Consider the following 23,273-nt stretch of genomic DNA (forward strand, 5'->3'; position numbering starts at 1 on the left):
CCACCGTGCCGACCTCACCCGGCCGGAGTTTCCCGTGTTCTCGCGGCGCCCTGGCCCGTGCTGCCCGACCACGCGGCAGCAAGCTGCCTCCCGTTCGCGCAGGCGCACCCCGCCGCGGGTCTGCTGCCTGGTGTCCGGGCGATCCCGGCGCGCCGCCGCGCGGGCAGGAGGCTCAGCGGACCGGCTTCTTCGCCGGCGCAGGCTTCTTGGGGGTGGCGGTGGCTGCTTTCCGGGACGTGATGGCCTTCTTGGCCGCCGCGCTGCCAGCCTTCGGTGCAGCGACCTTGCGGACCGGCGCCTTGGCCGGCTTGGTCACCTTTCCGAACGCGGAGGCCTTGGCCGCGGTGGGCTTGGCGCCCCTGGCGGGCGGGCTTGACGGCCTTGACGGCCTTGGCCGTGGCGGCCCTGGAAGGCCTGGCGGCGGGGGCGGGCGCCGGCGGCGGGGGCGGTGGGACCGCCGAGAGCGCCGGGGGGTCGTCGTCGCTGGCGCTCTGGAAGGGCGCCGGGGCGTCGAGGATGGCCCGGTAGCCGGCCCGGTCGCCCGCCATGGCCACGGCCGCCTGCTCGGCCCAGGTGCGGGCCCTGGCGTCCAGGTCCGCCACCGTGCCGAGCGCGGCGGTGGCGGCGGCGCGATCCCCGCTGCGCAGCTCGAGCGCCGCCAGGTGGAGCGCCGCGCGGGCGCGCTCGTTCACCGGCGTCTGCGCGTCGGCCACCAGCCGCCGCAGCGGGGCCAGGGCCTCGGCCAGCGGCACCTGGGACGCCAGCGCCAGCTTGGAGAGCCCGTAGGCGGAGCGCGGGTTCTGCGGCGAGGCGGCCAGGGCGGCGAGGTAGGCGGCGCGAGCCGCCGCCGGATCGCGGTGGAGGCGGCGGGCCAGGTCGCCCTGGAGCGCCTGCGCGGCCGCCAGGCCGGGATCGGTGGTGGTGGCCGCGTCCAGCGGCTCGACGCCGGCGGCCAGGTTGCCGGCCAGGAAGGCGATGCGCCCCTGCAGCGCGCCGTTCCAGGGGTGGCGGCCGGCGCGGCCGGCGTAGGTGGCGGCGTCGGCCACCATGCGCCGGCCCAGGAAGTTGGCCGCGGTGGCCAGGTTGGCGTAGTCCGGCACCTCGGCGGCCCGGCTCGGCTCGACCAGCAGGGCCTCGGCGCGGTCGGCCGCCTCGGGGTCGCGGTAGTCGGCCGCCAGCATGGCCAGGGCGAAGGCCCGCATGGAGCCGGCCTGCAGGGGATCGAGCTTGGCCAGCGGCTGCAGCAGGTCCGCGGCGCCGCGGAAGCCGGCGGCGGTGTCGAGCCGCAGCATGGCCTCCGCCTTGGGGAGCCCCTCGGCGAGGGCGCGGCCGCGCTGCAGGCTGCGGTAGCCGAGCAGGGCCGCCACGGCCAGGGCCAGCGCGGCCAGGCCCAGGCCAACCTTCAGCGCTCGCTGCCGTCCCGGCGGGCTGGTCGCTGGCTCCTGGCCCGGCTCGCCCGGGTCCTCCTCGGGTCCCACCGCCGCGGTGCGGCCCGACCGGCGCCGGGGCGCCCGTCCTTCGTCCAGCGCTGCGGGGGGGCCGTAGCCGTCGTCTTCCAGCGTGTCGTCCGGCTCGCCGGGCGGGAGGTCCGTGGGCATCGGCGGCATCCTACCGCAGGTGAAACGACGACGCCCGAACCGGGAGACCCGGCTCGGGCGCGTCCACTGCGCTCGCGGTGGAGGAAGGTGCTAGGCCTTCTCCTCCTTCTCGTCCGGGCGGGCCACGCCGGAGAGCACGTCGTTGACCGACGGGAAGCGCATGATCTCGCCACGCGCGATCCGCCAGGCCTGCTGCACGATCCACGAGAGGGAACGGTCCTGCCGGTTCGCCTCGGCCTGGATCTCGTTCAGCATGTCTTCGGGGAAGTAGAGTGACTGCTTGCGCTTGTCGGTGCCGGCCATCGATGCTCCCTGCAGTGTGGGATAGATAGTCCGGGACTTGTACGACGGGTGTCGTGGTCGGTCAAGGTATGCCGACCTCGGCGGGCGACGATCCGGCGGCCGCCAGGACGGCGCAACCTGCTGCAACACAAAGGAATGTCGTTGACCCACGGGACGGCGACTGGAGCCAGTGACGGCGGTCCGAGCGCAACGGCTGCGCTGCGCCGTGGGCTGGCGGACAAAAAAAGGGAGCCGGCATTGCTGCCGGCTCCCCGTGGGCCCAGAGGGGGAGGGGGGGGACCCCTAGGCCCTACGACCAAGACTCTAATCTGCTGTCGGGGTGGGAACAAGTGAAGGCGATCCATTTATTCCGCCGGGGTATTTCGGAGAGTCCGGCCCCGGGCCGGCCGGGCCGGCGCCCCGGACTTTCAGCGCCTGCTGACCCCTGTGATTCCGCCGATTTCCGCCGGACTCGTCGACCTCGGGCGGGGCCGGTCGCGGTGCGGGCGTGACCCGTACGCGGCGCAAAATGCGCGCCGGCGCGAGCCCGGCCGAGGGGGCACCGCTCGACCCGTATCCGGCCGCGGTGCTCGCCACCATCCGTGCCCGGCGCCTCGCCTCCCCGGCGACCTCGCTGCTCGTCGCCACCTCCGCCGGCCCGGACTCGACGGCGCTGCTGGCCGCGCTGGCGGCCCTGCGCGACCGCGGGGCGCTCGGGCCCCTGGCCGCCCTCCACGTGGATCACGGCCTGCGGCCGGACGGCGCGCTCGACGCGGCGGCGTGCCAGGAGGCCTGCCAGCGGCTCGGCGTGCCCTTCAACTCGGTGCGGGTCCAGGTGGCCCCCGGCAACGTGCAGGCCGAGGCCCGCCGGGCGCGCTACGCCGCGCTGGCGCGGGAGGCGGCCCGGGTGGGAGCCGACCGGATCGCCACCGGCCACACCCTCACCGACCAGGCCGAGACGGTGCTGCTGCGCCTGGCGCGCGGCGCCGGGGCGCGCGGGCTGGCCGGCATCCCGGCCCGTCGCGGGGCGCTGGTGCGGCCGCTGCTCGACCGCCCACGCGCCGAGGGGCTGGCCTACCTGGCCCGCCTGGGCCTGGCCTTCCGGGAGGACCCCAGCAACGCCACCCCCCGCTTCGCCCGCAACCGGGTGCGCCAGCGGCTCTGGCCGCTGCTGCTCGAGCTGAACCCGGCGGCCGAGGCCGCCCTGGGGCGCGCCGCCGGGCTGCTGCGGGACGACGAGCGGGCGCTGGCGCGGCGGGCGCGCGCGGTGGTGGAGGGCGCAGGTGGGCCGGCGGCCGGGGTGCCGGTGGCCCGGCTCCTGGCGGAGCCCCGGGCGGTGCGGCGGCGGGTGGTGCGCCGCCTGGTCGGCCGGCGGGCCGAGCTCGGGGCGGCCCACGTGGAGGTGGTGCTGGCGCTCCTGCGGCGAAAGCGCGCGGGTCGCGCCGGCCTGCCCGGCGGGCTGGAGGCGGTGGTGGCCGGGGGCCTGCTGCGGATCCGGCCCGTCGCCGCGCCGGCCGGGCCGGCGCTGGCGCCGGTGGAGGTGCCGGGCCCGGGCACCTACCCTCTGCCTGGCCTGGGGCTCGCCGCCGAGGTGGCCGCGCCCGCCGCCGCCGCGCTGCCATGGCCGCTCTGGCTGCGCACCCGGCGCCCGGGCGACCGCCTGCGCCCGGCCGGCGGGGCCGGCGGCAAGAAGCTCAAGGCCTGGCTCATCGACCGGAAGGTGCCGCGGGAGGCGCGCGACCGGCTGGTGCTGCTGGCCGACGCCGGCGGCGCGGTGCTGGCCATCCCGGCGCTCGGGGTGCTGGCCGCCGGCCTGCCCGCCGGCGTCGCCGTCCGGCTGGTCCCGGCGACGTGACGTGCTGCGCCGGCCGGCCCGGGCTGCTATAACCGTTCCCTGTCCTTCACCTTCCCCGCCGAGGTCCGAGCCCCTTGAAACAGTCCTACAAGACCGCCCTGCTCTGGGTCTTCCTCATCGTGATGTTCATCGCGCTGTGGAAGGTGTTCGACCAGAAGGGGACGCAGATCAAGACCTACAACTGGTCCCAGTTCGACGCCAAGGTGAAGGCGGGCCAGGTGAAGGACGTGGTGGTGAAGGAGCTCGAGTACAGCGGGCACCTCGCCGACGGCACCGAGTTCACCACCACCGGCCCGCTCGACGCCTCCGCCACCATCGCCAAGGACCTGCTCGAGAAGGGCGTCACGCTCAGCTACGCCAAGCCCGACCAGGGCTCGCTCTGGGTGCAGGTGGCCCTGCAGTGGCTGCCGCTGGTCTTCATCTTCCTGCTCTTCTTCTTCTTCATGCGGCAGCTCCAGTCGGGCGGGGGCAAGGCCATGAGCTTCGGCAAGTCGCGCGCCAAGCTGATGACCGAGCACCACAACAAGATCACCTTCTCCGACGTGGCCGGCATCGACGAGTCCAAGGACGAGCTGGAGGAGATCATCTCCTTCCTCAAGGACCCGAAGAAGTTCACGCGCCTGGGCGGCCGCATCCCCAAGGGCGTGCTGCTGATGGGCCCGCCGGGCACGGGCAAGACCCTGCTGGCGCGCGCCGTGGCCGGCGAGGCCGGGGTGCCCTTCTTCTCCATCTCCGGCTCCGACTTCGTGGAGATGTTCGTGGGCGTGGGCGCCAGCCGGGTCCGCGACCTCTTCGAGCAGGGCAAGAAGAACGCCCCCTGCATCATCTTCATCGACGAGATCGACGCGGTGGGCCGCCACCGCGGCGCCGGCCTGGGCGGCGGCCACGACGAGCGCGAGCAGACCCTCAACCAGCTGCTGGTGGAGATGGACGGCTTCGAGTCGAACGAGGGCGTCATCCTGGTGGCCGCCACCAACCGGCCCGACGTGCTCGACCCGGCCCTGCTGCGCCCGGGCCGCTTCGACCGGCGCATCGTGGTGCCCCGCCCGGACGTCAACGGCCGGCTCGGCATCTTCAAGGTCCACACCAAGAAGGTCCCCATGGACCCCAACGTGGACCTGCTCTCCATCGCCAAGGGGACGCCCGGCTTCTCCGGCGCCGACATCGAGAACCTGGTCAACGAGGCGGCCCTCTTCGCGGCCCGCCGCAACCAGGAGAAGGTGACCGGCCCCGACTTCGAGTACGCCAAGGACAAGGTGCTGATGGGCAGCGAGCGCCGCTCCATGGTCATCTCCGACCGGGAGAAGCGGACCACGGCGGTGCACGAGGCCGGCCACGCGCTGGTGGCGCGCATCATCCCGGGCACCGACCCGGTCCACAAGGTCACCATCATCCCGCGCGGCCGCGCCCTGGGGCTGACCCAGCAGCTGCCCCAGGAGGACCGGCTCAACATCAACCAGGAGTTCGCCCTCAACCAGATCGCCATCCTCATGGGCGGCCGCATCGCCGAGGAGCTGACCTTCAACCAGAAGACCACCGGCGCCGGCAACGACATCGAGGTGGCCACCGGCCTGGCCCGCAGCATGGTCTGCGAGTGGGGCATGAGCGAGAAGATGGGGCCCCTGGCCTTCGGCAAGAAGGAGGGCGAGGTCTTCCTGGGCCGCGAGATGTCCACCGTGCAGGCCTTCTCGGCCGAGACGGCGCGCGACATCGACGCCGAGGTGCACCGCATCGTCATGGAGCAGTACGACCGGGCCCGGAAGATCCTGGAGGGGCACCGCGACGTGCTGGCCAAGATCGCCGACGCGCTCATCGAGTACGAGACGCTCGACACCGCCGACATCGAGGTGCTGATGGGCAGCGGCACCATCACCCGCCCGCCCCCGGCCAAGCCCATGGCCACCACCGTGGTGGGCGACAAGAAGAAGGGCGGGCTGCTCGACCCGGTCGGCGGCGTGCCGGCGGCGGGCAAGGCCTGAGGCGCGCCCCGCCCCGCGGCGGTCGCGCGGGGCGGCGGCGAGGGAGCGCACATGCGGCTTCGGATCGGGGCCAGGCTCTTCGAGGGGCCCGGCCCCTTCCTCATGGGGGTGGTGAACGCCACCCCGGACTCCTTCTCCGACGGCGGGCGCTTCCTCGACCCGGACGCCGCGGTGGCGCAGGCCGAGCGGCTGGCCGAGGAGGGGGCCGACCTGGTGGACCTGGGCGGCGAGTCCACCAGGCCGGGCGCGGCCCCGGTGGCGGCGGCCGAGGAGCGGCGGCGGGTGGTGCCGGTCATCGAGCGGCTGCGCGCCCGCGGCTTCACGCTGCCCATCTCCATCGACACCAGCAAGGCCGAGGTGGCCCGGGCGGCGCTGCAGGCCGGGGCCGACCTGGTGAACGACGTGGCCGGGCTGGCCGACCCGGCGCTGGCCGCGGTGGTGGCCGAGGCCGGCGTGCCGGTGGTGCTCATGCACCTGCGCGGCACCCCGGCCACCATGGACGGGCTGGCCGGCTACGCCGACCTCATGGGCGAGGTGGCGGCGGAGCTGCGGGCGGCGCAGGCGCGCGCCGAGGCGGCCGGCATCCCGGCCGGGCGGATCATCCTCGACCCCGGCCTGGGCTTCGCCAAGACGCCCGAGCAGAGCCTGGAGCTGCTGGCGCGGGTGGGCGAGCTCCGGGCCCTGGGCCGGCCGCTGCTGGTGGGGCCGTCGCGCAAGCGCTTCATCGGGCACGCCACCGGCGCCCCGGTGGAGGCGCGCCTGCCGGGCACGCTGGCGGCGGTGACCGCCTGCGTGCTGGCCGGCGTGGAGCTGCTGCGGGTGCACGACGTGGCGCCGGCCCGGCAGGCGGCCCTGCTGGCGGCGGCGCTGCGCGACCGGCGGGCTGGCGGTCCGGCGGCGCTGCGGTAGCATGCGGCACCCCATGGCCGCCCGACCTCCCACGCCCCGCCGCTCCCCCGCCGCCACGACCCCCGCCGCCGCCCCGCGCCGCCTCTTCGGCACCGACGGGGTCCGCGGCGTGGCCAACGTCCACCCCATGACCGCCGAGATGGCGCTGCAGCTGGGGCGGGCGCTGGCCTACGTGGTGCGCCGCGGGCCGCACCGCCACCGCATCGTCATCGGCAAGGACACCCGCCTCTCCGGCTACATGCTGGAGACCGCCATCGCCTCGGGCATCTGCTCCATGGGCGTGGACGTGATGCTGTCCGGGCCGCTGCCCACCCCGGGCATCGCCTTCCTGACGCAGTCGATGCGCGCCGACGCCGGGGTGGTCATCAGCGCCAGCCACAACCCCTACCAGGACAACGGCATCAAGTTCTTCTCGCGCGACGGCTTCAAGCTGCCGGACGAGACCGAGCTGCAGATCGAGCGGCTGGTGCTGGACGGCGCCGCCGGCGGCGACGGCGCCGAGGACTTCCAGGCCCTGCGCCCCACCGCCACCCGCATCGGCAAGGCCAAGCGGGTGGACGACGCCATCGGGCGCTACGTGGTCTTCCTCAAGTCGCTCTTCCCCAAGGACCTGACCCTGGACGGCCTCACGGTGGTGGTGGACTGCGGCCACGGCGCCGCCTACCACGTGGCCCCGGCGGTGCTGGAGGAGCTGGGCGCCCGGGTGGTGGCGCTCAACGTCAAGCCGGACGGCAAGAACATCAACGACCGCTGCGGCGCGGTGCACCCCGAGGGCATGGCCAGGGCCATCCTGCGCCACAAGGCGCACCTCGGCATGGCGCTCGACGGCGACGCCGACCGGGTCATCCTGGCCGACGAGCGCGGCCGCATCGTGGACGGCGACGCCATCATGGCGGTGGTGGGCCGGGCCATGCTGGCCCGCGGCACCCTCGCCAAGAAGACGGTGGTGGCCACGGTGATGTCGAACCTGGGGCTGGAGCGCGCGCTCCGGCCGGTGGGCGGCAAGGTGGTGCGCACCGCGGTGGGCGACCGGGCCGTGGTGGAGGCCATGCGGACCCACGGCTACAACTTCGGCGGCGAGCAGTCGGGGCACCTGGTGTTCCTGGACCACGTCACCACCGGCGACGGCGTGGCGGCGGGCCTGAACGTGCTGGCGGTGATGGCCCGCGGCGGCCGGCCGCTCTCCGAGCTGGCCACCTGCTTCGAGCCCATGCCGCAGACCCTGGTGAACGTGCCGGTGAGCCGGAAGCTGCCGCTCGGCGAGCTGCCCGCGGTGCAGAAGGCCATCGCCGCCGTCGAGAAGGCGCTGGGCGCCTCGGGGCGGGTGCTGGTGCGCGCCTCCGGCACCGAGAACAAGCTGCGCGTGCTGGTGGAGGGCCCGGACGCGGCCCGGGTGAAGGCCCACGCCGAGGCCATCGCCGCCGAGATCAGCCGGGCGATGGGGTAGGATCCGATCATGCCAGCCAGACTGGGAGTCAACGTCGATCACGTGGCCACCTTGCGGCAGGTGCGCCGCGCCGCCTACCCGGACCCGGTGGCGGCCGCGCTCATGGCCGAGCTGGCCGGCGCCGACCAGATCACCATCCACCTGCGCGAGGACCGGCGGCACATCCAGGACCGCGACCTGCAGGTGCTGCGGCGCACCGTCACCACCCGCCTCAACCTGGAGATGGCGGTGGCGCAGGAGATGCTGCGCACCGCCTACGAGGTGAAGCCGGACATGGTGACCCTGGTGCCGGAGCGGCGCGAGGAGCTGACCACCGAGGGCGGCCTGGACGTGGTGAGCGGGCGGGAGCCGGTCCGCAAGGCGGTCAAGACGCTGCGCGACGCCGAGATCGAGGTCTCGCTCTTCATCGATCCGGACCTCGACCAGGTCAAGGCGGCCCACCGGGCCGAGGCCCACGCCGTGGAGCTGCACACCGGCCGCTACTGCGACGCCCGGCTGGCCTCCGACCGGCGCCGCGAGCTGAACCGCATCCTCGACGCGTGCAAGGCGGCCGCCAAGCTGGGGCTCAAGGTGGCGGCCGGCCACGGCCTCAACTACCAGAACGTGCTGCCGGTGGCGGCCATCGCCGAGATCGAGGAGCTCAACATCGGCCACGCCATCGTGGCCCACGCCGTGCTGGTGGGCATGGAGCGGGCGGTGCGCGAGATGAAGGGGCTGCTGCGGCAGGCGCGCCCGTGATCGTCGGCCTCGGCATGGACCTGGTGGAGATCGGGCGGCTGGCCCGCATCCTGGACGGGCCGCCGGGCCGGGCCGAGCGGTTCCTGCAGCGCATCTTCACCCCGGCCGAGCGGGCCACCTGCGAGCCCAGGCGCGACCGGGCCACCGCCTACGCGGCGCGCTGGGCGGCCAAGGAGGCGGCCTACAAGGCGCTGGGCGGCGCGCCCGGGGCCCGCTGGACCGACTTCGAGGTGGTGCGGGCCGAGGGCGGCGCCCCGCGGCTGGTGCTGGCCGGCGCGGCCGCCGAGGCCGCCCGGGCCATCGGCGCGACCCGGCAGCACCTGACCCTGACGCACGACGGGGGCATGGCGGCGGCCACGGTGATCCTGGAGGCGCCGTGAGGCTGGTGGGGGCCGCCGAGATGCGGGCCATCGACCGCGCCGCCATCGAGGGGCTGGGCGTGCCCTCGCTGGCGCTGATGGCGCGGGCCGGCGCGGCGGTGGCCTCGGCCGCGGCGGCGCTGGCGGGCTCCGCCGGCCGCTGCGTGGTGGTGAGCGGCGGCGGCAACAACGGCGGCGACGGCTGGGTGGCGGCCAGGCTGCTGCACCAGGCCGGCCGCGCGGTGCGGCTGCTGGCGGTGATGGACCCCGGCGCGCTCGGCGGCGACGCCGCGGCGGTGGCGGCGCAGGCGCAGCAGGCCGGCGTGCCCTGGGCGCCGCTGGTCCCCGGCGCGCCGCTCCCGGCCGGGCCGGGCGACGTGGTGATCGACGCCCTGCTCGGCACCGGGCTTGCCCGGCCGCTGGAGGGGGCCTTCGCCGCCGCCATCACCCGCATCGCCGAGGCCCGCGCCGCCGGGGCCCGGGTGCTGGCGGTGGACGTCCCCTCCGGCCTGTCGGCCGACACCGGGCGCCCGCTCGGCCCCTGCGTGGCGGCCGACGCCACCGTGACCTTCGCCTTCCAGAAGCGCGGGCTGGTGCTGCAGCCCGGGGCCGCGCTGGCGGGGGCCGTCACGGTGGCGGACATCGGCCTCCCCGCGGCGGCGGCCGACCAGGTGGAGATCGGCTGCGAGCTGCTGGAGGAGGCGGCGGCCCGGGCGCTGGTGCCGGCGCGCGGCGCCGACGCGCACAAGGGCGACGCCGGGCGGCTGCTGGTGGTGGCCGGCTCGGCCGGCAAGGCCGGCGCGGCCCACCTGGCGCTGCTCGGGGCCCTGCGCGGCGGCGCCGGGCTGGTGACCCTGGCGGCCCGCGCCGAGGTGCTCGGACCGGCGCTGGCCGGCCGGCCGGAGGCGATGAGCGCGGCGCTGGCGGGACAGGGGGCGCTGGGCCACGCCGACCTGCCGGCGCTGCTGGCGGCCGGGCGCGACGCCGACGCGCTGGTGGTGGGGCCCGGCATCCCGCGCGGCGAGGAGACCGGCGCGCTCCTGCTGGCCCTGCTGGAGGCGCTGGCGGTGCCCGCGGTGCTCGACGCCGACGCCCTCAACGCCCTGGCGGAGCTGCCGGGGTCGCTGGGCCGGCTGGCGGCGCTGCCGGCGCCGCTGGTGCTGACGCCGCACCCCGGCGAGATGGCCAGGCTGTGCGGGCTGGAGGTGGCCGCGGTGCAGGCCGACCGCATCGGCCTGGCGGCGGCGCGGGCGCGGGCCTGGGGCGTGGTGGTGGTGCTGAAGGGCGCGGGCACCGTGGTGGCGGGCCCGACCGGGCCGGCGGCCGTGGTGCCGACCGGCAACGCGGGGCTGGCCACCGGCGGCACCGGCGACGTGCTGGCCGGGCTGTGCGGCGCCCTGCTGGCGGGCGGCCTGCCGGCCCTCGACGCGGCGCGGGCCGCGGCCTGGGTGCACGGCGCCGCGGGCGACCTGGTGGCGGCGCGGGTGGGGCAGCGCGGCCTGGTGGCCGGCGACCTGGGCGAGGCCATCGGCCAGGTGTGGGCGCGATGGGGCCGGTAGCCTCCGGCGCGCCGATCCCGCTGCTGACCCGCTCCGCCGCGGCCACGGCGCGGCTGGGGCGGCGGCTGGGGGCCCTGCTGCAGCCCGGCGACGTGGTGGCGCTGGTGGGTGACCTCGGCGCCGGCAAGACCCAGCTGAGCCGCGGCGCCTGCGAGGGGGCGGGCGTGGCGCCGGGCGACGTGTCGTCGCCCACCTTCGCCATCGTGCAGACCTACCGGGGCCGGCTCCCCATCCACCACGCCGACCTGTACCGGGTGGGCGACCTCGACGAGCTCTACGCCACCGGCTTCATGGACCTGGTGGGTGGCGAGGGGGCGCTGCTGGTGGAGTGGGCCGACCGGGTGGCTGGCTGGCTGCCGCCCGGGCACCTGCTGGTGACGCTGGAGGAGGTCGCGGGCCACCCCTCGTCGCGCCGCCTCACCCTGCGGGCGGCGGGCGCGCGGCACCAGGCGCTGGCGGCGGGGCTGGCGGGGCGCTGAGGCGGCGGCCGGGCCCGCGCTGGGCGCCGCGGCTATAGCTCCACCCGCCATGATCGAGATCCTCGACTGCCACCTCGACGTGGTCCTGCCGGTGGGCCAGCACCCGCACTGCCTGGTGGCGCAGCTCCCCAACCGGCTCAGGCGCTCCGAGGTCGGCTTCCAGGTGGCCGATCCGGCGGCGCAGTGGCGCTCGGCGCGCTCGGTGCTCGAGGCGGTCGCCAGCGGCGAGGGCGGCCTGGGCAAGCTGCACTTCCTGGTCCTGCCCGAGGGCTGCCTGCCGCTGGCCCACCTCGACGACCTGCTGGCCTTCCTGGGCGAGCGCTTCCGCCCCAGCACCGTGACGATGTTCGGGCTGGAGCACGTGACGCTGCGGACCTACCGGGCGCTCCTGGAGCGGTTCCGCGAGGACAACCCGGCGGCCCTGGAGCGGGTGCAGCGCGACCTGGCGGGCGGCAGCGCCGAGGAGGCCCCGGTCAACCTCTGCTGCGTGGCCGTCAAGGAGGAGGGCGGCCGCCTGCGGGTCTTCCTGGAGGCCAAGGGCCACCCGTTCCACGGCGAGGAGTTCCTCGACAAGAACCGCGACCTCTACCAGGGGCAGCACGTCTACGCCTTCCAGTGCCGCTCCGCCTACACCTTCATGGTCCTGATCTGCCTCGACTACCTGTACCGGGACCTCTACGGCTCCAACATCCGGCGCATCATCGACCACGCCGATCAGCGGTTCTTCGCCACCCGGCAGACGCTCGACGCGCTCTTCGTGATCCAGTGCAACCCGAAGCCGGAGCACCGCGCCTACCGCGAGATCCTGAGCGGGTTCTACGGCGAGTACCTCGAGGACACGCCCGGCGTGCGCGGCACGGTGACCGTGTTCGGGAACTGCTCGGCCGAGAGCGTCATCGAGGGGACGAGCGGGGAGGCGACCTTCGGCGTCTCGTCGGCGGTCATCGGGAGCCGCCACCGCCTGGCCAGGGTGGAGCTGTCCGAGTTCAGCACCGACGACTACGGCGGGGCCCCGCTCTACCGCCTCCGCTTCGGCACCGCGACCCGCCTCTACTACTTCAACCTGCCGCTGCACCACGAGGGTGATCCGCGCTCCACCCGGGCCCCGCTCAAGGTGCACGGCATCCTGCGGCCCACCACGGCGGGCGGGTGGCTCCGGATGAGCGGCGACGAGATCCTGCAGGGGCCCGAGGGCAGCGGGGCCGCCTGACCGCGCCGCGGGCCGACCCGGCCCACCCCGCCTGCCCCGCCTGCCACCCCGCCGGGGGGCCGACGCCGCGATAGATCGATTCCCGGGCTCGTGCGTAGATCCCCCTCGCCACCCCTGGAGGAGCACCCATGCGCCCGCCGCTGCCCGCCCTCGCCCGCCGCCTCACCCTGGCCGCCCTGGTCACCTGCCTGGCGCTGCCCGCGCCGGCCCGCCCCGCCGACCTCAGGGCCACCTCGCGGGTGGACGCGGTCACCGTCTACCGCGCCTGGGCCCGGGTGACCCGCCTGGCCCGGGTCGAGCTGCCGGCCGGCGACTCCCGGGTGCTGCTCACCGGCCTGCCGCCCGGGCTGGACGACGAGTCGATCCGGGTGGAGGGGAAGGGGACCGCCCGGGCCAGGGTCTTCGGCGTCACCGCCGAGCCCTTCACCGCCGCCGAGGCGGCGGCCCCCGAGGTGCGCGCCGCCGAGGACCGGGTCGAGGCGCTGGAGGCCGACGACCGGGCCCTCGACGACCGCGTCGCGGCGGCGCGGGCCCGCGGCAAGTTCGCCGAGTCGCTGCGGGCCAGCTACTCGGAGGAGCGGGCCAAGAACCTGGCGGTGCGCGGCGTCAGCGCCCGCGAGTGGGCCGACCTGCTCGCCTTCGTGGACGGGCAGCTGGCCGGCGCCGCCGCCGAGGTGCGCAAGGCCGAGGCCGGCAAGCGCGACCTGGCGCGCCGGCTGGCGGCGGCCCGCGCCGACCTCGAGAAGCTGAACGCCAAGCGCGGCGAGACCACCAAGGTGGTGGCGGTGGAGGTCTCGGCCGAGCGGGCCGGGTCGCTGGAGGTGGCGGTGAGCTACCTGGTGGGCAGCGCCTCCTGGCAGCCGACCTACGACGCAAGGCTGCTGCCCGAGGCCGGGCAGGTGGAGCTGACCTTCCTCGGCACGGTGAGCCAGCAGACCGGCGAGGACTGGGCCGAGGCCCGGCTGACGCTGTCGACCGCCGAGCCCTCGCGCGGCCTGTGGGTGCCCGAGCTCGAGTCCCTCTGGCTGCAGAAGGCGCCGCCGCCGCGCCCGCTGCGCAGTCCCATGCCGATGGCCGCCGCCCCGGCCGAGCTGAGGCGCGACAAGGCGATGGGCCAGCTGGCGGAGGCCGACGCCGTGGCGCGCGAGGAGGTGGCGCTGGAGGCCCCGGTGGCCGAGGTGGCCCAGGGGCTGCTGGCGGCCACCTTCACCGCCCCGCGCCGCGAGACGGTGGACGGAGCGGGCAGGGCCCGCACGGTGACGCTGGCCCGCTACACCCTGGCCGCCCAGGTGAGCCGCACCGCGGCGCCGCGGGTCGACCCGGCCGCCTACCTGACCGCCACCGTGCAGAACGACACCGGCGTGCCGCTGCTGCCCGGGCTGGCCCGCGTCTCGGTGGGCGACGAGCTGGTGGGGCGCGCGCCGCTCGACGCCACCCCGCCGGGCGGCGAGCTCAAGCTGGCCTTCGGCGCCGACGGGCGGGTCGAGGTGGAGCGGCGGGTGGTGGAGCGCCGCCACGAGACGGCCGGCCTGATCTCCAAGGAGGACGTCATCCGCTACCGGGTGCGGACCACCGTGAAGAACCGCTACGCCGCCGCCACCGTGGTGCGCCTGCTCGACCTGGTGCCGGTGAGCCGCGACGAGGCCATCAAGGTGAAGGTGCTCGACGGCACCACCCCCGCCACCCGGGAGGATCCCGAGCGGCCGGGCGTCCGCGTCACCGAGGTGACCCTGGGGCCCAAGGCGGAGCAGGTGCTGGAGCTGCGCTACGAGGTCCGGTTCCCGCGCGGGATGGTGGTGCAGGGGCTGGAGTAGCGGCCGCGGCCGGCCGGGAGGCGGCCTCAGCGCCTCCGGCCGGCCGGCAGCAGGGCGCCCCGCACCACCCGCTGGCCGTCGTCGGTCCCCACGAAGCCGCCCTCCGGCACCACCCGCCAGGCCACCCGCCCGATGGGCTCGCTGGCCACCACGAAGGCGTGCTCCGGGCCGAGGCCGGCCGCCAGGTGGAGGTCGCGGCCGCGCCGGCAGGCGGCCAGCACCCGGCCGTCGGAGACCAGGAAGTTGAGCGAGGAGGGCCGCTCGGCGCCCGCGTCGGCCAGCCGCGCCACGGTGGCGGTGGTGGCGGCCAGGGCGGCGCGCACGTCGGCCAGGGTGGCGCGGTCGAGGCGGCAGCGGGCCGAGAGGCGCGACAGGAAGACCAGGAAGCAGCGCTCGCTGTCGGTCTCGCCGCGCAGGGCGGCGCGCAGCGGGCGGTCGATCTCGGCCTCCACGGCGGCGCGGACGCTGGCGGAGCGCCGCCAGCGGGCCACCGTTCCGTTGTGGGCGAAGAGCCAGCGGCCGAACACGAACGGGTGGGTGTTCACCTCGGCCACCGGCCCCACGCTGGCGTCGCGCACGTGGGCCACCACCACCCGCGAGCGGGCCGCCCGGGCCGCCTCCACGAAGGCCTGGTCGGCGTGGGCCGGCAGCAGCCCGCGCCGCACCTCGACGCGGGCCCCGCGGTACCAGCCGACGCCCCAGCCGTGCGGGTGCCGGTGGCTCTGGAAGCGCAGCGCGTTGTGGCCGCTGCAGAGCGCCTCGCAGCGGTCGAGGTCGGGCGGCGCATGCTGGCCGAAGAGGCGGCACATGGAGGCCCCCACCATAGCAGCGGCGCTGGCCCGCCGCGCCACGTCTGCTAGGATGCGCGCCCCTCATGTCCGACCGGGCCTTCATCGCGGCGCTGCGCCTCCTCCCCAAGAACGCCCTGTCGCGGCTGGTGGGGCGGCTCACCGACGCGCCCCTGCCGCGCCCGGTGCTGCAGGGCGCCATGCGGGCCTTCGCCCGCGCCTACCGGATCGACCTCGGCGAGAGCCCGCCGCTCGAGACCTACCCCACCTTCGGCCGCTTCTTCGCCCGGCCGCTCCTGCCTGGCCTCCGGCCCATCGCCCCGGGCGAGCAGGTGGTGGTCTCGCCGGTGGACGCGCTGGTCTCCGAGGCGGGCCTGGCCACCGCCGGGCGGCTGGTGCAGGCCAAGGGGATCGACTACGGCGTGGGCGCGCTGCTGGGCGACGCCGCGCTGGGCCAGGCCTTCGAGGGCGGGGCCTGGGCCACGCTCTACCTCTCGCCGCAGGACTACCACCGCATCCACTTCCCGCTGGGCGGCCGCGTCACCGGCTGGCGCTACGTGCCGGGCCAGCTCTGGCCGGTCAACGCCGCCTCGGTGCGCAGCGTGCCCGGGCTCTTCACGGTGAACGAGCGGCTGGTGACGCTGCTCGACACGCCGCTGGGCGCCGTGGCGGTGGTCGCGGTGGGGGCCACGGTGGTGGGCCGGGTGCGCGCCACCTTCGATCCCGCGGTGCCCTGCACCGACCGGCCGGGCGCGGTGGTGCAGGCGGGCCGCTACGCCGAGCCGCTGCCGGTGGAGAAGGGCGCCGAGCTGGGCGCCTTCGAGATGGGATCCACCGTCATCCTGGTCTTCTCGCCGGGGCGCGTGGCCCTCGACCCGCGGCTGGCGCCGGGCGCCCGGGTGCGGGTGGGCCAGGCCATCGGCGGCCCGGCGGCCGGCGGGGCGCGGTGACCGGCCGGACGCGCCGGGACAGGTGAGGCCAGGATGAGCGCGAAGATCAGCGGCGTGAAGGGGATGAACGACGTCCTGCCCGGCGAGGTGGGGCGCTGGCAGGAGCTGGAGGCGGTGGCCCGCGAGGTCTTCGCCCTGTACGGCTACCGCGAGGTGCGCACCCCGGTGGTGGAGCCGCACGCCCTCTTCGCCCGCGGCGTGGGCGAGGCCACCGACATCGTCTCCAAGGAGATGTACGTCTTCGAGGACAAGGGCGAGGAGCGGCTGGCGCTGCGGCCCGAGGGGACGGCCGGCACGGTGCGCGCCTTCATCGAGCACGGCGTCTACGTGGAGGGGCCGCAGAAGTGGTTCTACATGGGCCCCATGTTCCGGCGCGAGCGGCCGCAGAAGGGGCGCTACCGGCAGTTCCACCAGATCGGCTGCGAGGCCTTCGGGGTGGCCGAGCCGCTCATCGACGCCGAGCAGATCGCCATGCTGGAGGACTACCTGGCTCGCCTGGGCGTGGTGGCCACCCTCAAGCTCAACTCGGTGGGCGACCCGGCCTGCCGCCCGGCCTACCTGGCCGAGCTGCGCGGCTACCTCGGCGAGCACGCCGCCGCCCTGTGCGCCGACTGCCGCGAGCGGACCACCAAGAACCCGCTGCGGGTGCTCGACTGCAAGGTGCCCACCTGCCAGCCGGTGCTGGAGCAGGCGCCGCGCCTGGCCGACCGGCTCTGCCAGGGGTGCCGCGACCACTTCGCCGCGGTGAAGGCCGGGCTCGACGCCCTCGGGGTGCGCTACCAGGTGGAGCCGCGGCTGGTGCGCGGGCTCGACTACTACGTCCGCACCGCCTACGAGTTCACCTCCGACGCCCTGGGCGCGCAGTCGGCGGTGGCCGGCGGCGGGCGCTACGACGGGCTGGTGGAGACGCTGGGCGGGCCGCCCACCCCGGGCATCGGCTTCGCCCTCGGGGCCGAGCGGCTGGCGCTGATCCTGGAGGCGCTGAAGCGCCCGGTGCCGGTGCGGCGGCCGGAGGTCTTCTTCGTGGCCATCGACGAGCAGGGCACCCGCGCCGCGCTGACCCTGGCGGCCGGCCTGCGCAAGGCCGGCATCGCCTGCGACCTGGACGGGCGCGGCGGCAAGCTGCCCCGCCAGTTCAAGCAGGCCGAGCGGGTCGGGGCCCGCTACGCGCTGGTGCTGGGCGGCAACGAGGTGGCCGCCGGCCAGGCCAAGCTGAAGGACCTGGCCACCCGCGAGGAGCGGCCGGTGGCCCTGGCCGACCTGGCCGCCGCCCTGACCCGGCAGACGTGAGCCGCGTCCCTGGATCAGGGGGGCTGCGCGGCGGACCGGGGCTCGGGCACCATCCGGGGGTGACCGCTCCCGCCCTGGCCGGCGCCCTGGCCGCCCTGCTGCTCCTGGCCGGCCCGGCGCGGGCCGACGAGGAGCTGGAGCTGGGCCAACCGGCGCCCGGCTTCTCCCTCAAGACCCTCAACCCCGAGGTGGCCGGGGCGGCCTGGTTCCGGCTCGACCAGTGGGTGGGAGACGAGCCCGACGACCCCGACGCCCGGCTGGTGCTGATCAGCTTCTTCGCCTCCTGGTGCGGCCCCTGCCAGAAGGAGCTGGCCGCGCTGGTGGACCTCGACGCCCGGTTCCGGGCCGGCGGCCTGCGGGTGGTCTCGGTCAGCATCGACCGCGACGAGGCCGGCCTGGAGGCGGCCCGCCGCATGGCGGTGGCCGCGCGGGTCCGCTTCCCGGTGCTCTCCGACCGCTTCAACGTGCTGGCGCGCCGGTACCTGGGCGAGCAGTCCCCGCTGCCCTCGCTCTTCCTGGTGGCGCGCGACGGCGCCGTGCTGCGCATCGAGAAGGGCTACGCCCGGGAGGCCGCCGCCTCGCTGGCCGGCGAGGTGCAGGCCGCGCTGGCGTGCCCGCGCGGCGCCGCGGCCGCGCCGTGACCCGGCTGCTGGTCATCGGAGGGCCGACCGCCTCCGGGAAGACGGCGCTGGGCGTGGCGCTGGCGGGGCGGGTGGGCGGCGAGATCGTCGGCGCCGACTCCCAGCAGCTCTACCGGACGCTCGACGTGGGCACCGCCAAGCCCACCGCGGCCGAGCGGGCCGCCGCCCCCCACCACCTGCTCGACGTGGCAGAGCCCGGGGCGGGGATGGACGCGGCCCGCTTCGTGGCCCTGGCCGACCAGGCCATCGAGGGCATCGCGGCCCGCGGCGCGCTGCCCATCGTGGTGGGCGGCACCGGCCTCTACCTGCGGGCGCTGCTGCACGGGGTGGTGGACGCCCCCGGGCGCGACCCGGCGCTGCGGGCCCGGCTGGAGGCGGAGGCCGCCGCCCTGGGGAGGCCGGCGCTGCACGCCCGGCTGGCGGCGCTCGACCCGGCCGCGGCCGCCCGCATCGGCCAGAACGACCTGGTGCGCATCGTGCGGGCGCTGGAGATCGCCGCCGGCGGGGCGCTGCCCTCCGGGCTGCGCGACGCCCACGCCTTCCGGCAGGACCGCTACCCGTGCCTCTTCCTGGCGCTGGCGCCGCCGCGGGAGGTGCTGCGCGCCCGCATCGACGCCCGGGTGGAGGCCATCTTCCAGGAGGGGCTGCTCGAGGAGGCCCGGGCCCTGCTGGCCCGGCTCGGCTCGCCGCTGCCGGCGCGGCTGCCCATCGGGTACGCCGAGGCGGCCGAGGTGGTGGAGGGGCGGCTGCCGCTCGACGAGGCCGTCCGGCGGGTCCAGGCGGCGCACCGGCAGTACGCCCGGCGGCAGGTGGTCTGGCTGCGGCGCGAGCGCGGCGTGGAGTGGCTGGCGCCGCCCGTCGACCCGGACGAGGTGGCGCGGCGCGTCACGGCCTGGTGGCGGGCGCCGTGAAATCGGCCGGGGCTCGTGATAAAAGCCCCACCGTGCAAAAGCCCACGTTCGCGCTCGACTTCGAGCGTCCGCTGATGGCCCTCGAGTCGAAGATCGCCGAGCTGAAGGAGCTCTCCTCCGGCGCCACCGTCGACTTCTCCGACGAGATCACCAAGCTGGAGCGCAAGGCCAAGCGGCTGCAGGCCGAGATCTTCAGCGACCTGACGCCGTGGCAGACCGTGCAGGTGGCCCGCCACCCGCAGCGGCCCTACACGCTCGACTACTTGAAGGCGCTCTTCACCGACTTCTTCGAGGTGGAGGGCGATCGGCGCTTCGCCGCCGACCGGGCCATCGTGGGCGGCTTCGCCCGCTTCGACGGCCGCCCGGTGGTGGTGATGGGCCACCAGAAGGGGCGCACCACCAAGGAGAACATGCTGCGCAACTTCGGCATGCCCCGCCCCGAGGGCTACCGCAAGGCGCGCCGCCTCTTCGACCTGGCCGACCGCTTCCGCATGCCGGTGCTGGTCTTCATCGACACCCCCGGCGCCTACCCCGGCATCGGCGCGGAGGAGCGCGGGCAGGCCGAGGCCATCGCCGTCAACCTGGAGGTCATGTCCGGGCTCGGCGTGCCCAGCATCTCGGTGGTGATCGGCGAGGGGGCCTCCGGCGGCGCCCTCGGCGTGGGCGTCACCAGCCGCATCCTGATGCTGGAGTACAGCTGGTACAACGTCATCTCGCCGGAGAGCTGCAGCGCCATCCTCTACCGCGATCCCGGGCAGGCCAAGAAGTCGGCCGACGCCCTCAAGCTGACCGCCAAGGACCTGGCCGGCTTCGGCATCACCGACGAGATCGTGCAGGAGGCCCCGGGCGGCGCGCACCGCGACCCGGCCCTCACCATCAAGAACGTCGGGGACGCCGTGCGGCGCCACCTCAAGCAGCTCGACGCCATGACGCCCGCGCAGATCGTGGCCGACCGGTACCGGAAGTTCCGGGCCATCGGCGTGTACACCTCCGACGACTAGCGGCCGTCCCCGGTGTGGTAAGAAAACCGCCACGCCATGGCCCTCGTCCCCGCCAACGTCGCCTCGCTCACGCCGTACGTCCCCGGCAAGCCCATCGAGGAGGTCGAGCGCGAGCTCGGCATCTCGGGGGTCGCCAAGCTGGCCTCCAACGAGAACGCGCTGGGCCCCTCGCCGAAGGCGCTGGCGGCGGCGCGGGAGGCGGCCGCCCGGATCCACCTCTACCCGGACGGCTCGGCCTACCTGCTGCGCCAGGCGCTGGCCGCCAAGCTGGGCGTGGCCTTCGAGGAGGTCTTCGTCGGCAACGGCTCCAACGAGCTCATCGAGCTGATGGTCCGCACCTTCACCTGCGACGGCGAGGAGGTGCTGACCTCGGCGCAGAGCTTCGTGGCCTACCGGCTGGCGGCGCAGGCCCACGGGCGCACCTTCGTGGAGGCGCCCATGAAGCAGCGCTTCCACTACGACCTGGCGGCCCTGCAGGCGCGCCTCTCGGCCCGCACCAAGGTGGTCTTCCTGGCCAACCCGGACAACCCCACCGGCACCTCCTTCACCGAGGCGGAGCTGGTGCCGTTCCTGGAGGCCGTGCCGTCCACCGCGCTGGTGGTGCTCGACGAGGCCTACGCCGAGTTCGTGGAGGCCCCGGGCTACCCGGACTCGCTGGCGCTGCGCCGCCGCTTCCCCAACCTGGTGATCCTGCGCACCTTCTCCAAGATCTACGGGCTGGCCGGGCTGCGGCTGGGCTACGGCGTGGCCCGGGCCGAGCTGGTCGGGTTCCTCGACCGGGTGCGCGCCCCCTTCAACACCAGCCTGGTGGCGCAGGCGGCCGGCACGGCCGCGCTCGGCGACCTCGAGCACGTGGAGCGGAGCCGGGCGCTGGTGCGCAGCGAGCGCCCCTTCCTGGCGGCCGGCCTGTCCGCCCTGGGCGCCACCGTGGTGCCCAGCCAGGGCAACTTCCTCCTGGCCGACTTCCCGGGCACCGACGGCAAGCAGGTCTTCGAGGCGCTGCTGCGGCAGGGGGTGGTGGTGCGGCCGGTGGCGGGCTACGGCTTCCCGACCTGCCAGCGGGTCACGGTGGGGCTGCGCGCCGAGAACGAGAAGCTGCTGGCCGCGCTGGAGAGGGTGCTGGCGCGGTGAGCGCACCCCGCCCGTTCATCGTCGCCATCGACGGCCCCGCCGGGGCCGGCAAGTCGAGCGCGTCCCGCCTGCTGGCGGCGCGCCTCGGCTTCGCCCTGGTGGACACCGGGGCCATCTACCGGACCGTGGCCCTGGCGGCCACCCGGCAGGGCGTGGCCCTGGACGACGACGCGCGGCTCGGGCCGCTGCTGGAGTCCCTCACCATCCACTTCGCCCCGCCGGCCGAGCCGGGCGGCGCCCAGCACGTCTTCCTGGGCGCCGAGGACGTCTCGTCCGCCATCCGCACCCCGCCCATGTCGCTGGGGGCCAGCGCCGTGTCGGCCCGCCCGGTGGTGCGGGCCGGGCTGCTGGAGCTGCAGCGCCGGCTGGCCCTCTCGCCGGAGAACCGCGGCGCGGTGCTGGAGGGCCGCGACATCGGCACGGTGGTCTTCCCGGACGCCGACCTCAAGGTCTTCCTGACCGCCACCGAGGACTGCCGGGCCCGGCGCCGCTTCGTCGAGCTGGAGCAGAAGGGCGACCCCTCGAGCTACGAGCAGGTGCTGGCGGACCAGCGCCGGCGGGACAAGAACGACAGCGAGCGGGAGGTGGCGCCGCTCAAGCCGGCCGACGACGCCCGCCTCTTCGACTCCTCCGGCGTCGGGCTCGTCGAGGTGGTCGAGTCGCTGGCCCGCGAGGTCGAGCTGGCCCTGGCCAGCCGCGGGGCCGGCCGGTGAGCGACCGGGCCTATGGCCCGAGGGAGTGCGGCAGCTGCCGGCTCTGGCGCTCCATCCTGGAGGACGAGCGCGGCCCCATCGGCCCCTGCCGGCTGCAGGTGCGCACCGGCGACTTCCCCGGCACCGCCCCGGTCTGCGAGCGCTTCATGCCGCGCGACGCCGCCATCCCGGCAGCGCCGCCCGTCGAGCCGGAGCGCCGCCGCCGCGCCCGCGACCTCAGGCCGGTCCTGGTCCACCGGGCCGGCGAGGCCGTGCCCGTCACCACCTACGTCCCGGTCGCCCGCCCGGCGCCGGCGCCGCTGCCACCCCTGCCCGAGGAGCTGACCGACATGACCCGCGAGGAGTTCGCCCTGGCCATCCGCGAGGCGCTGCGCGAGGAGGCCGCCGAGGTCCGCCTGGCCAACAAGTGGGAGGGCGGCGCCATCGTCCTCCGGCCGGGCGATCCCAACACCGCCCCCAAGGAGCTGCCGCTCGACGCCCTGCTGCACAAGGTGATCATGATCCGCGACCGGCTGCGGGTGCTGGAGGCGAAGATCAACGCCCACGACAAGCTCAGCGACGCCGAGAAGGTGGACTTCCAGCAGTACGTCACCCGCTGCTACGGGTCGCTGACCACCTTCAACGTCCTCTTCAAGGACGAGAAGGACAAGTTCGTGGGGGAGAAGGGCACGGGCGGGTAGCCACCGCCCCTCACCCCGGTGGGGAGCGGGGCCGAGGTACGGCTGGATTGAACCGCCGCGCGCCCCCGTTATATGAGGGCCCGCGAGGTGGCACGATGGACGTGAAGATCGCCCGCACCGCCGGCTTCTGCTGGGGGGTGCGCCGCACGGTGGACCAGGTGATGAGCGTGGCCGACCAGGCGGTCGGCCCGGTGGTGACCCTGGGCCCCATCATCCACAACCCCCAGGCGGTGGCCCGCATGCGGGAGAAGGGCGTCGGCACCGTCAACGCCATCGCCGAGGTGGCCGAAGGCACCACCGTGGTGGTGCGCACCCACGGCGCCGTGCAGAGCGAGCTGGAGGCGGCCCGGGCCCGCGGCCTCGAGGTGGTGGACGGCACCTGCCCCTACGTGAAGTACCCGCAGGCCATGGCGCAGCGGCTCTCCAAGGAGGGCTACCACCTGGTCATCGTGGGCGACGCCAACCACGCCGAGGTGAAGGGCGTGGTCTCCTACGCGGTGGGCCCCTGCACGGTGGTCAAGCCGGGCGGCCCGGTGCCCGAGCTCAAGGACAAGAAGGTGGCGGTCATCGCCCAGACCACCTGCATCGGCGCCGACTTCGAGCGGGTGGTGGGGACGCTGGCCCTGCGCCACAAGGAGGTCAGGGCGGTCAACACCATCTGCGGCGACACCGAGGAGCGCCAGGCCGACGCCCGCGCGCTGGCCGCCGAGGTGGACGCGGTGGTGGTGGTGGGTGGGAAGAACTCCGCCAACACCCGCCACCTGGCCGAGATCTGCCGGGACATCCAGCCGCGCACCTGGCACGTCGAGACCGAGGAGGAGCTCCAGCCGGCCTGGTTCGAGGGCTGCCAGACGGTGGGCCTGTCGGCCGGCGCCTCCACCCCCGACTGGGTGGTGGAAGGCGTGGCCGGCTGGCTGCGCCAGCTGCGCTGAGGCGCCA

Annotated in this window: 22 protein-coding genes; 19 read left to right on the forward strand and 3 right to left on the reverse strand. The window is 75.7% G+C overall.

All coding sequences use genetic code 11. From position 1 onward, the window contains the following. Positions 1 to 14 precede the first annotated feature (14 nt). Positions 15 to 1,598 (reverse strand): hypothetical protein, encoded by a 1,584-nt coding sequence (locus IPO09_06850; GenBank protein ID MBK9517064.1) that lies wholly within the window; start codon positions 1,596 to 1,598, stop codon positions 15 to 17. Between the two features lie 90 nt (positions 1,599 to 1,688). Continuing rightward, positions 1,689 to 1,901 carry a TIGR04563 family protein gene (locus IPO09_06855; protein ID MBK9517065.1) on the reverse strand — a complete coding sequence of 71 codons (213 nt, stop codon included), beginning with the start codon at positions 1,899 to 1,901 and terminating at the stop codon, positions 1,689 to 1,691. 508 nt (positions 1,902 to 2,409) lie between these two features. On the opposite strand from IPO09_06855, the gene tilS reads away from it, so the two are divergent. From tilS to IPO09_06905, 10 genes are all read left to right on the forward strand, one after another. Beyond that, entirely contained in the window at positions 2,410 to 3,735 is a 1,326-nt protein-coding gene (tilS, locus tag IPO09_06860; protein MBK9517066.1) for a tRNA lysidine(34) synthetase TilS, read from the forward strand. 74 nt (positions 3,736 to 3,809) lie between these two features. Then, positions 3,810 to 5,714 carry an ATP-dependent zinc metalloprotease FtsH gene (gene ftsH, locus IPO09_06865; protein ID MBK9517067.1) on the forward strand — a complete coding sequence of 635 codons (1,905 nt, stop codon included), beginning with the start codon at positions 3,810 to 3,812 and terminating at the stop codon, positions 5,712 to 5,714. 51 nt (positions 5,715 to 5,765) lie between these two features. Further along, complete coding sequence (gene folP, locus IPO09_06870; protein ID MBK9517068.1) at positions 5,766 to 6,623, forward strand: dihydropteroate synthase; 858 nt, start codon at positions 5,766 to 5,768, stop codon at positions 6,621 to 6,623. A 13-nt stretch (positions 6,624 to 6,636) separates the two neighbouring features. Next, entirely contained in the window at positions 6,637 to 8,070 is a 1,434-nt protein-coding gene (locus tag IPO09_06875) for a phosphoglucosamine mutase (GenBank protein ID MBK9517069.1), read from the forward strand. 9 nt (positions 8,071 to 8,079) lie between these two features. Beyond that, positions 8,080 to 8,808, forward strand: a complete 729-nt coding sequence (locus IPO09_06880) for a pyridoxine 5'-phosphate synthase (GenBank protein MBK9517070.1) — start codon at positions 8,080 to 8,082, stop codon at positions 8,806 to 8,808. Further along, positions 8,805 to 9,188, forward strand: a complete 384-nt coding sequence (locus IPO09_06885) for a holo-ACP synthase (protein MBK9517071.1) — start codon at positions 8,805 to 8,807, stop codon at positions 9,186 to 9,188. The genes IPO09_06880 and IPO09_06885 overlap by 4 nt, the downstream gene beginning before the upstream one ends. Next, a complete protein-coding gene (locus tag IPO09_06890; protein ID MBK9517072.1) occupies positions 9,185 to 10,726 on the forward strand; it encodes an NAD(P)H-hydrate dehydratase in 1,542 nt (513 codons plus the stop codon). The genes IPO09_06885 and IPO09_06890 overlap by 4 nt, the downstream gene beginning before the upstream one ends. After that, a complete protein-coding gene (gene tsaE, locus IPO09_06895; protein MBK9517073.1) occupies positions 10,714 to 11,205 on the forward strand; it encodes a tRNA (adenosine(37)-N6)-threonylcarbamoyltransferase complex ATPase subunit type 1 TsaE in 492 nt (163 codons plus the stop codon). Before IPO09_06890 ends, tsaE begins: the two co-directional genes overlap by 13 nt. A gap of 49 nt (positions 11,206 to 11,254) precedes the next feature. After that, a complete protein-coding gene (locus IPO09_06900) occupies positions 11,255 to 12,415 on the forward strand; it encodes a hypothetical protein (GenBank protein MBK9517074.1) in 1,161 nt (386 codons plus the stop codon). A 128-nt stretch (positions 12,416 to 12,543) separates the two neighbouring features. Further along, complete coding sequence (locus IPO09_06905; GenBank protein MBK9517075.1) at positions 12,544 to 14,229, forward strand: mucoidy inhibitor MuiA family protein; 1,686 nt, start codon at positions 12,544 to 12,546, stop codon at positions 14,227 to 14,229. A 26-nt stretch (positions 14,230 to 14,255) separates the two neighbouring features. On the opposite strand, the gene IPO09_06910 is transcribed toward IPO09_06905, so the two are convergent. Next, the gene (locus IPO09_06910) at positions 14,256 to 15,038 is read right to left on the reverse strand and encodes a class II glutamine amidotransferase (protein ID MBK9517076.1); all 783 of its coding nucleotides are present in this window, start codon (positions 15,036 to 15,038) and stop codon (positions 14,256 to 14,258) included. 65 nt (positions 15,039 to 15,103) lie between these two features. On the opposite strand from IPO09_06910, the gene psd reads away from it, so the two are divergent. The 9 genes from psd to ispH all read left to right on the forward strand — a co-directional run bounded on the left by psd (position 15,104) and on the right by ispH (position 23,266). After that, on the forward strand, positions 15,104 to 15,967 hold the full coding sequence (gene psd, locus IPO09_06915) for a phosphatidylserine decarboxylase (protein ID MBK9517077.1): 864 nt from the start codon (positions 15,104 to 15,106) through the stop codon (positions 15,965 to 15,967). A gap of 33 nt (positions 15,968 to 16,000) precedes the next feature. Continuing rightward, positions 16,001 to 17,257 carry a histidine--tRNA ligase gene (locus IPO09_06920; protein MBK9517078.1) on the forward strand — a complete coding sequence of 419 codons (1,257 nt, stop codon included), beginning with the start codon at positions 16,001 to 16,003 and terminating at the stop codon, positions 17,255 to 17,257. Between the two features lie 59 nt (positions 17,258 to 17,316). Beyond that, on the forward strand, positions 17,317 to 17,898 hold the full coding sequence (locus IPO09_06925) for a TlpA family protein disulfide reductase (GenBank protein MBK9517079.1): 582 nt from the start codon (positions 17,317 to 17,319) through the stop codon (positions 17,896 to 17,898). Then, complete coding sequence (gene miaA / locus IPO09_06930; GenBank protein MBK9517080.1) at positions 17,895 to 18,809, forward strand: tRNA (adenosine(37)-N6)-dimethylallyltransferase MiaA; 915 nt, start codon at positions 17,895 to 17,897, stop codon at positions 18,807 to 18,809. The genes IPO09_06925 and miaA overlap by 4 nt, the downstream gene beginning before the upstream one ends. Before the next feature lie 32 nt (positions 18,810 to 18,841). Next, the gene (locus IPO09_06935; protein ID MBK9517081.1) at positions 18,842 to 19,810 is read left to right on the forward strand and encodes an acetyl-CoA carboxylase carboxyltransferase subunit alpha; all 969 of its coding nucleotides are present in this window, start codon (positions 18,842 to 18,844) and stop codon (positions 19,808 to 19,810) included. Between the two features lie 36 nt (positions 19,811 to 19,846). Continuing rightward, the gene (locus IPO09_06940; protein ID MBK9517082.1) at positions 19,847 to 20,941 is read left to right on the forward strand and encodes a histidinol-phosphate transaminase; all 1,095 of its coding nucleotides are present in this window, start codon (positions 19,847 to 19,849) and stop codon (positions 20,939 to 20,941) included. Beyond that, positions 20,938 to 21,654, forward strand: a complete 717-nt coding sequence (locus IPO09_06945) for a (d)CMP kinase (GenBank protein MBK9517083.1) — start codon at positions 20,938 to 20,940, stop codon at positions 21,652 to 21,654. Before IPO09_06940 ends, IPO09_06945 begins: the two co-directional genes overlap by 4 nt. Continuing rightward, the gene (locus tag IPO09_06950; GenBank protein MBK9517084.1) at positions 21,651 to 22,334 is read left to right on the forward strand and encodes a hypothetical protein; all 684 of its coding nucleotides are present in this window, start codon (positions 21,651 to 21,653) and stop codon (positions 22,332 to 22,334) included. Before IPO09_06945 ends, IPO09_06950 begins: the two co-directional genes overlap by 4 nt. A 95-nt stretch (positions 22,335 to 22,429) precedes the next feature. Beyond that, positions 22,430 to 23,266: a 4-hydroxy-3-methylbut-2-enyl diphosphate reductase gene (ispH, locus tag IPO09_06955; protein MBK9517085.1), complete on the forward strand. Its 837-nt coding sequence runs from the start codon at positions 22,430 to 22,432 to the stop codon at positions 23,264 to 23,266. Positions 23,267 to 23,273: the final 7 nt, after the last annotated feature.

The sequence above is a fragment of the Anaeromyxobacter sp. genome, from assembly GCA_016718565.1.
Taxonomy (GTDB): domain Bacteria; phylum Myxococcota; class Myxococcia; order Myxococcales; family Anaeromyxobacteraceae; genus JADKCZ01.

Bases quoted from the DNA above. Each gene is read 5' to 3' on its own strand.
- tsaE (MBK9517073.1), top strand. From the start codon at position 10,714: ATGGGGCCGGTAGCCTCCGGCGCGCCGATCCCGCTGCTGACCCGCTCC.
- IPO09_06905 (MBK9517075.1), top strand. From the start codon at position 12,544: ATGCGCCCGCCGCTGCCCGCCCTCGCCCGCCGCCTCACCCTGGCCGCC.
- psd (MBK9517077.1), top strand. From the start codon at position 15,104: ATGTCCGACCGGGCCTTCATCGCGGCGCTGCGCCTCCTCCCCAAGAAC.
- IPO09_06940 (MBK9517082.1), top strand. From the start codon at position 19,847: ATGGCCCTCGTCCCCGCCAACGTCGCCTCGCTCACGCCGTACGTCCCC.
- IPO09_06910 (MBK9517076.1), bottom strand. From the start codon at position 15,038: ATGTGCCGCCTCTTCGGCCAGCATGCGCCGCCCGACCTCGACCGCTGC.
- IPO09_06880 (MBK9517070.1), top strand. From the start codon at position 8,080: ATGCCAGCCAGACTGGGAGTCAACGTCGATCACGTGGCCACCTTGCGG.
- ispH (MBK9517085.1), top strand. From the start codon at position 22,430: ATGGACGTGAAGATCGCCCGCACCGCCGGCTTCTGCTGGGGGGTGCGC.
- IPO09_06875 (MBK9517069.1), top strand. From the start codon at position 6,637: ATGGCCGCCCGACCTCCCACGCCCCGCCGCTCCCCCGCCGCCACGACC.
- IPO09_06920 (MBK9517078.1), top strand. From the start codon at position 16,001: ATGAGCGCGAAGATCAGCGGCGTGAAGGGGATGAACGACGTCCTGCCC.
- IPO09_06900 (MBK9517074.1), top strand. From the start codon at position 11,255: ATGATCGAGATCCTCGACTGCCACCTCGACGTGGTCCTGCCGGTGGGC.
- IPO09_06850 (MBK9517064.1), bottom strand. From the start codon at position 1,598: ATGCCCACGGACCTCCCGCCCGGCGAGCCGGACGACACGCTGGAAGAC.
- tilS (MBK9517066.1), top strand. From the start codon at position 2,410: ATGCGCGCCGGCGCGAGCCCGGCCGAGGGGGCACCGCTCGACCCGTAT.
- folP (MBK9517068.1), top strand. From the start codon at position 5,766: ATGCGGCTTCGGATCGGGGCCAGGCTCTTCGAGGGGCCCGGCCCCTTC.
- IPO09_06855 (MBK9517065.1), bottom strand. From the start codon at position 1,901: ATGGCCGGCACCGACAAGCGCAAGCAGTCACTCTACTTCCCCGAAGAC.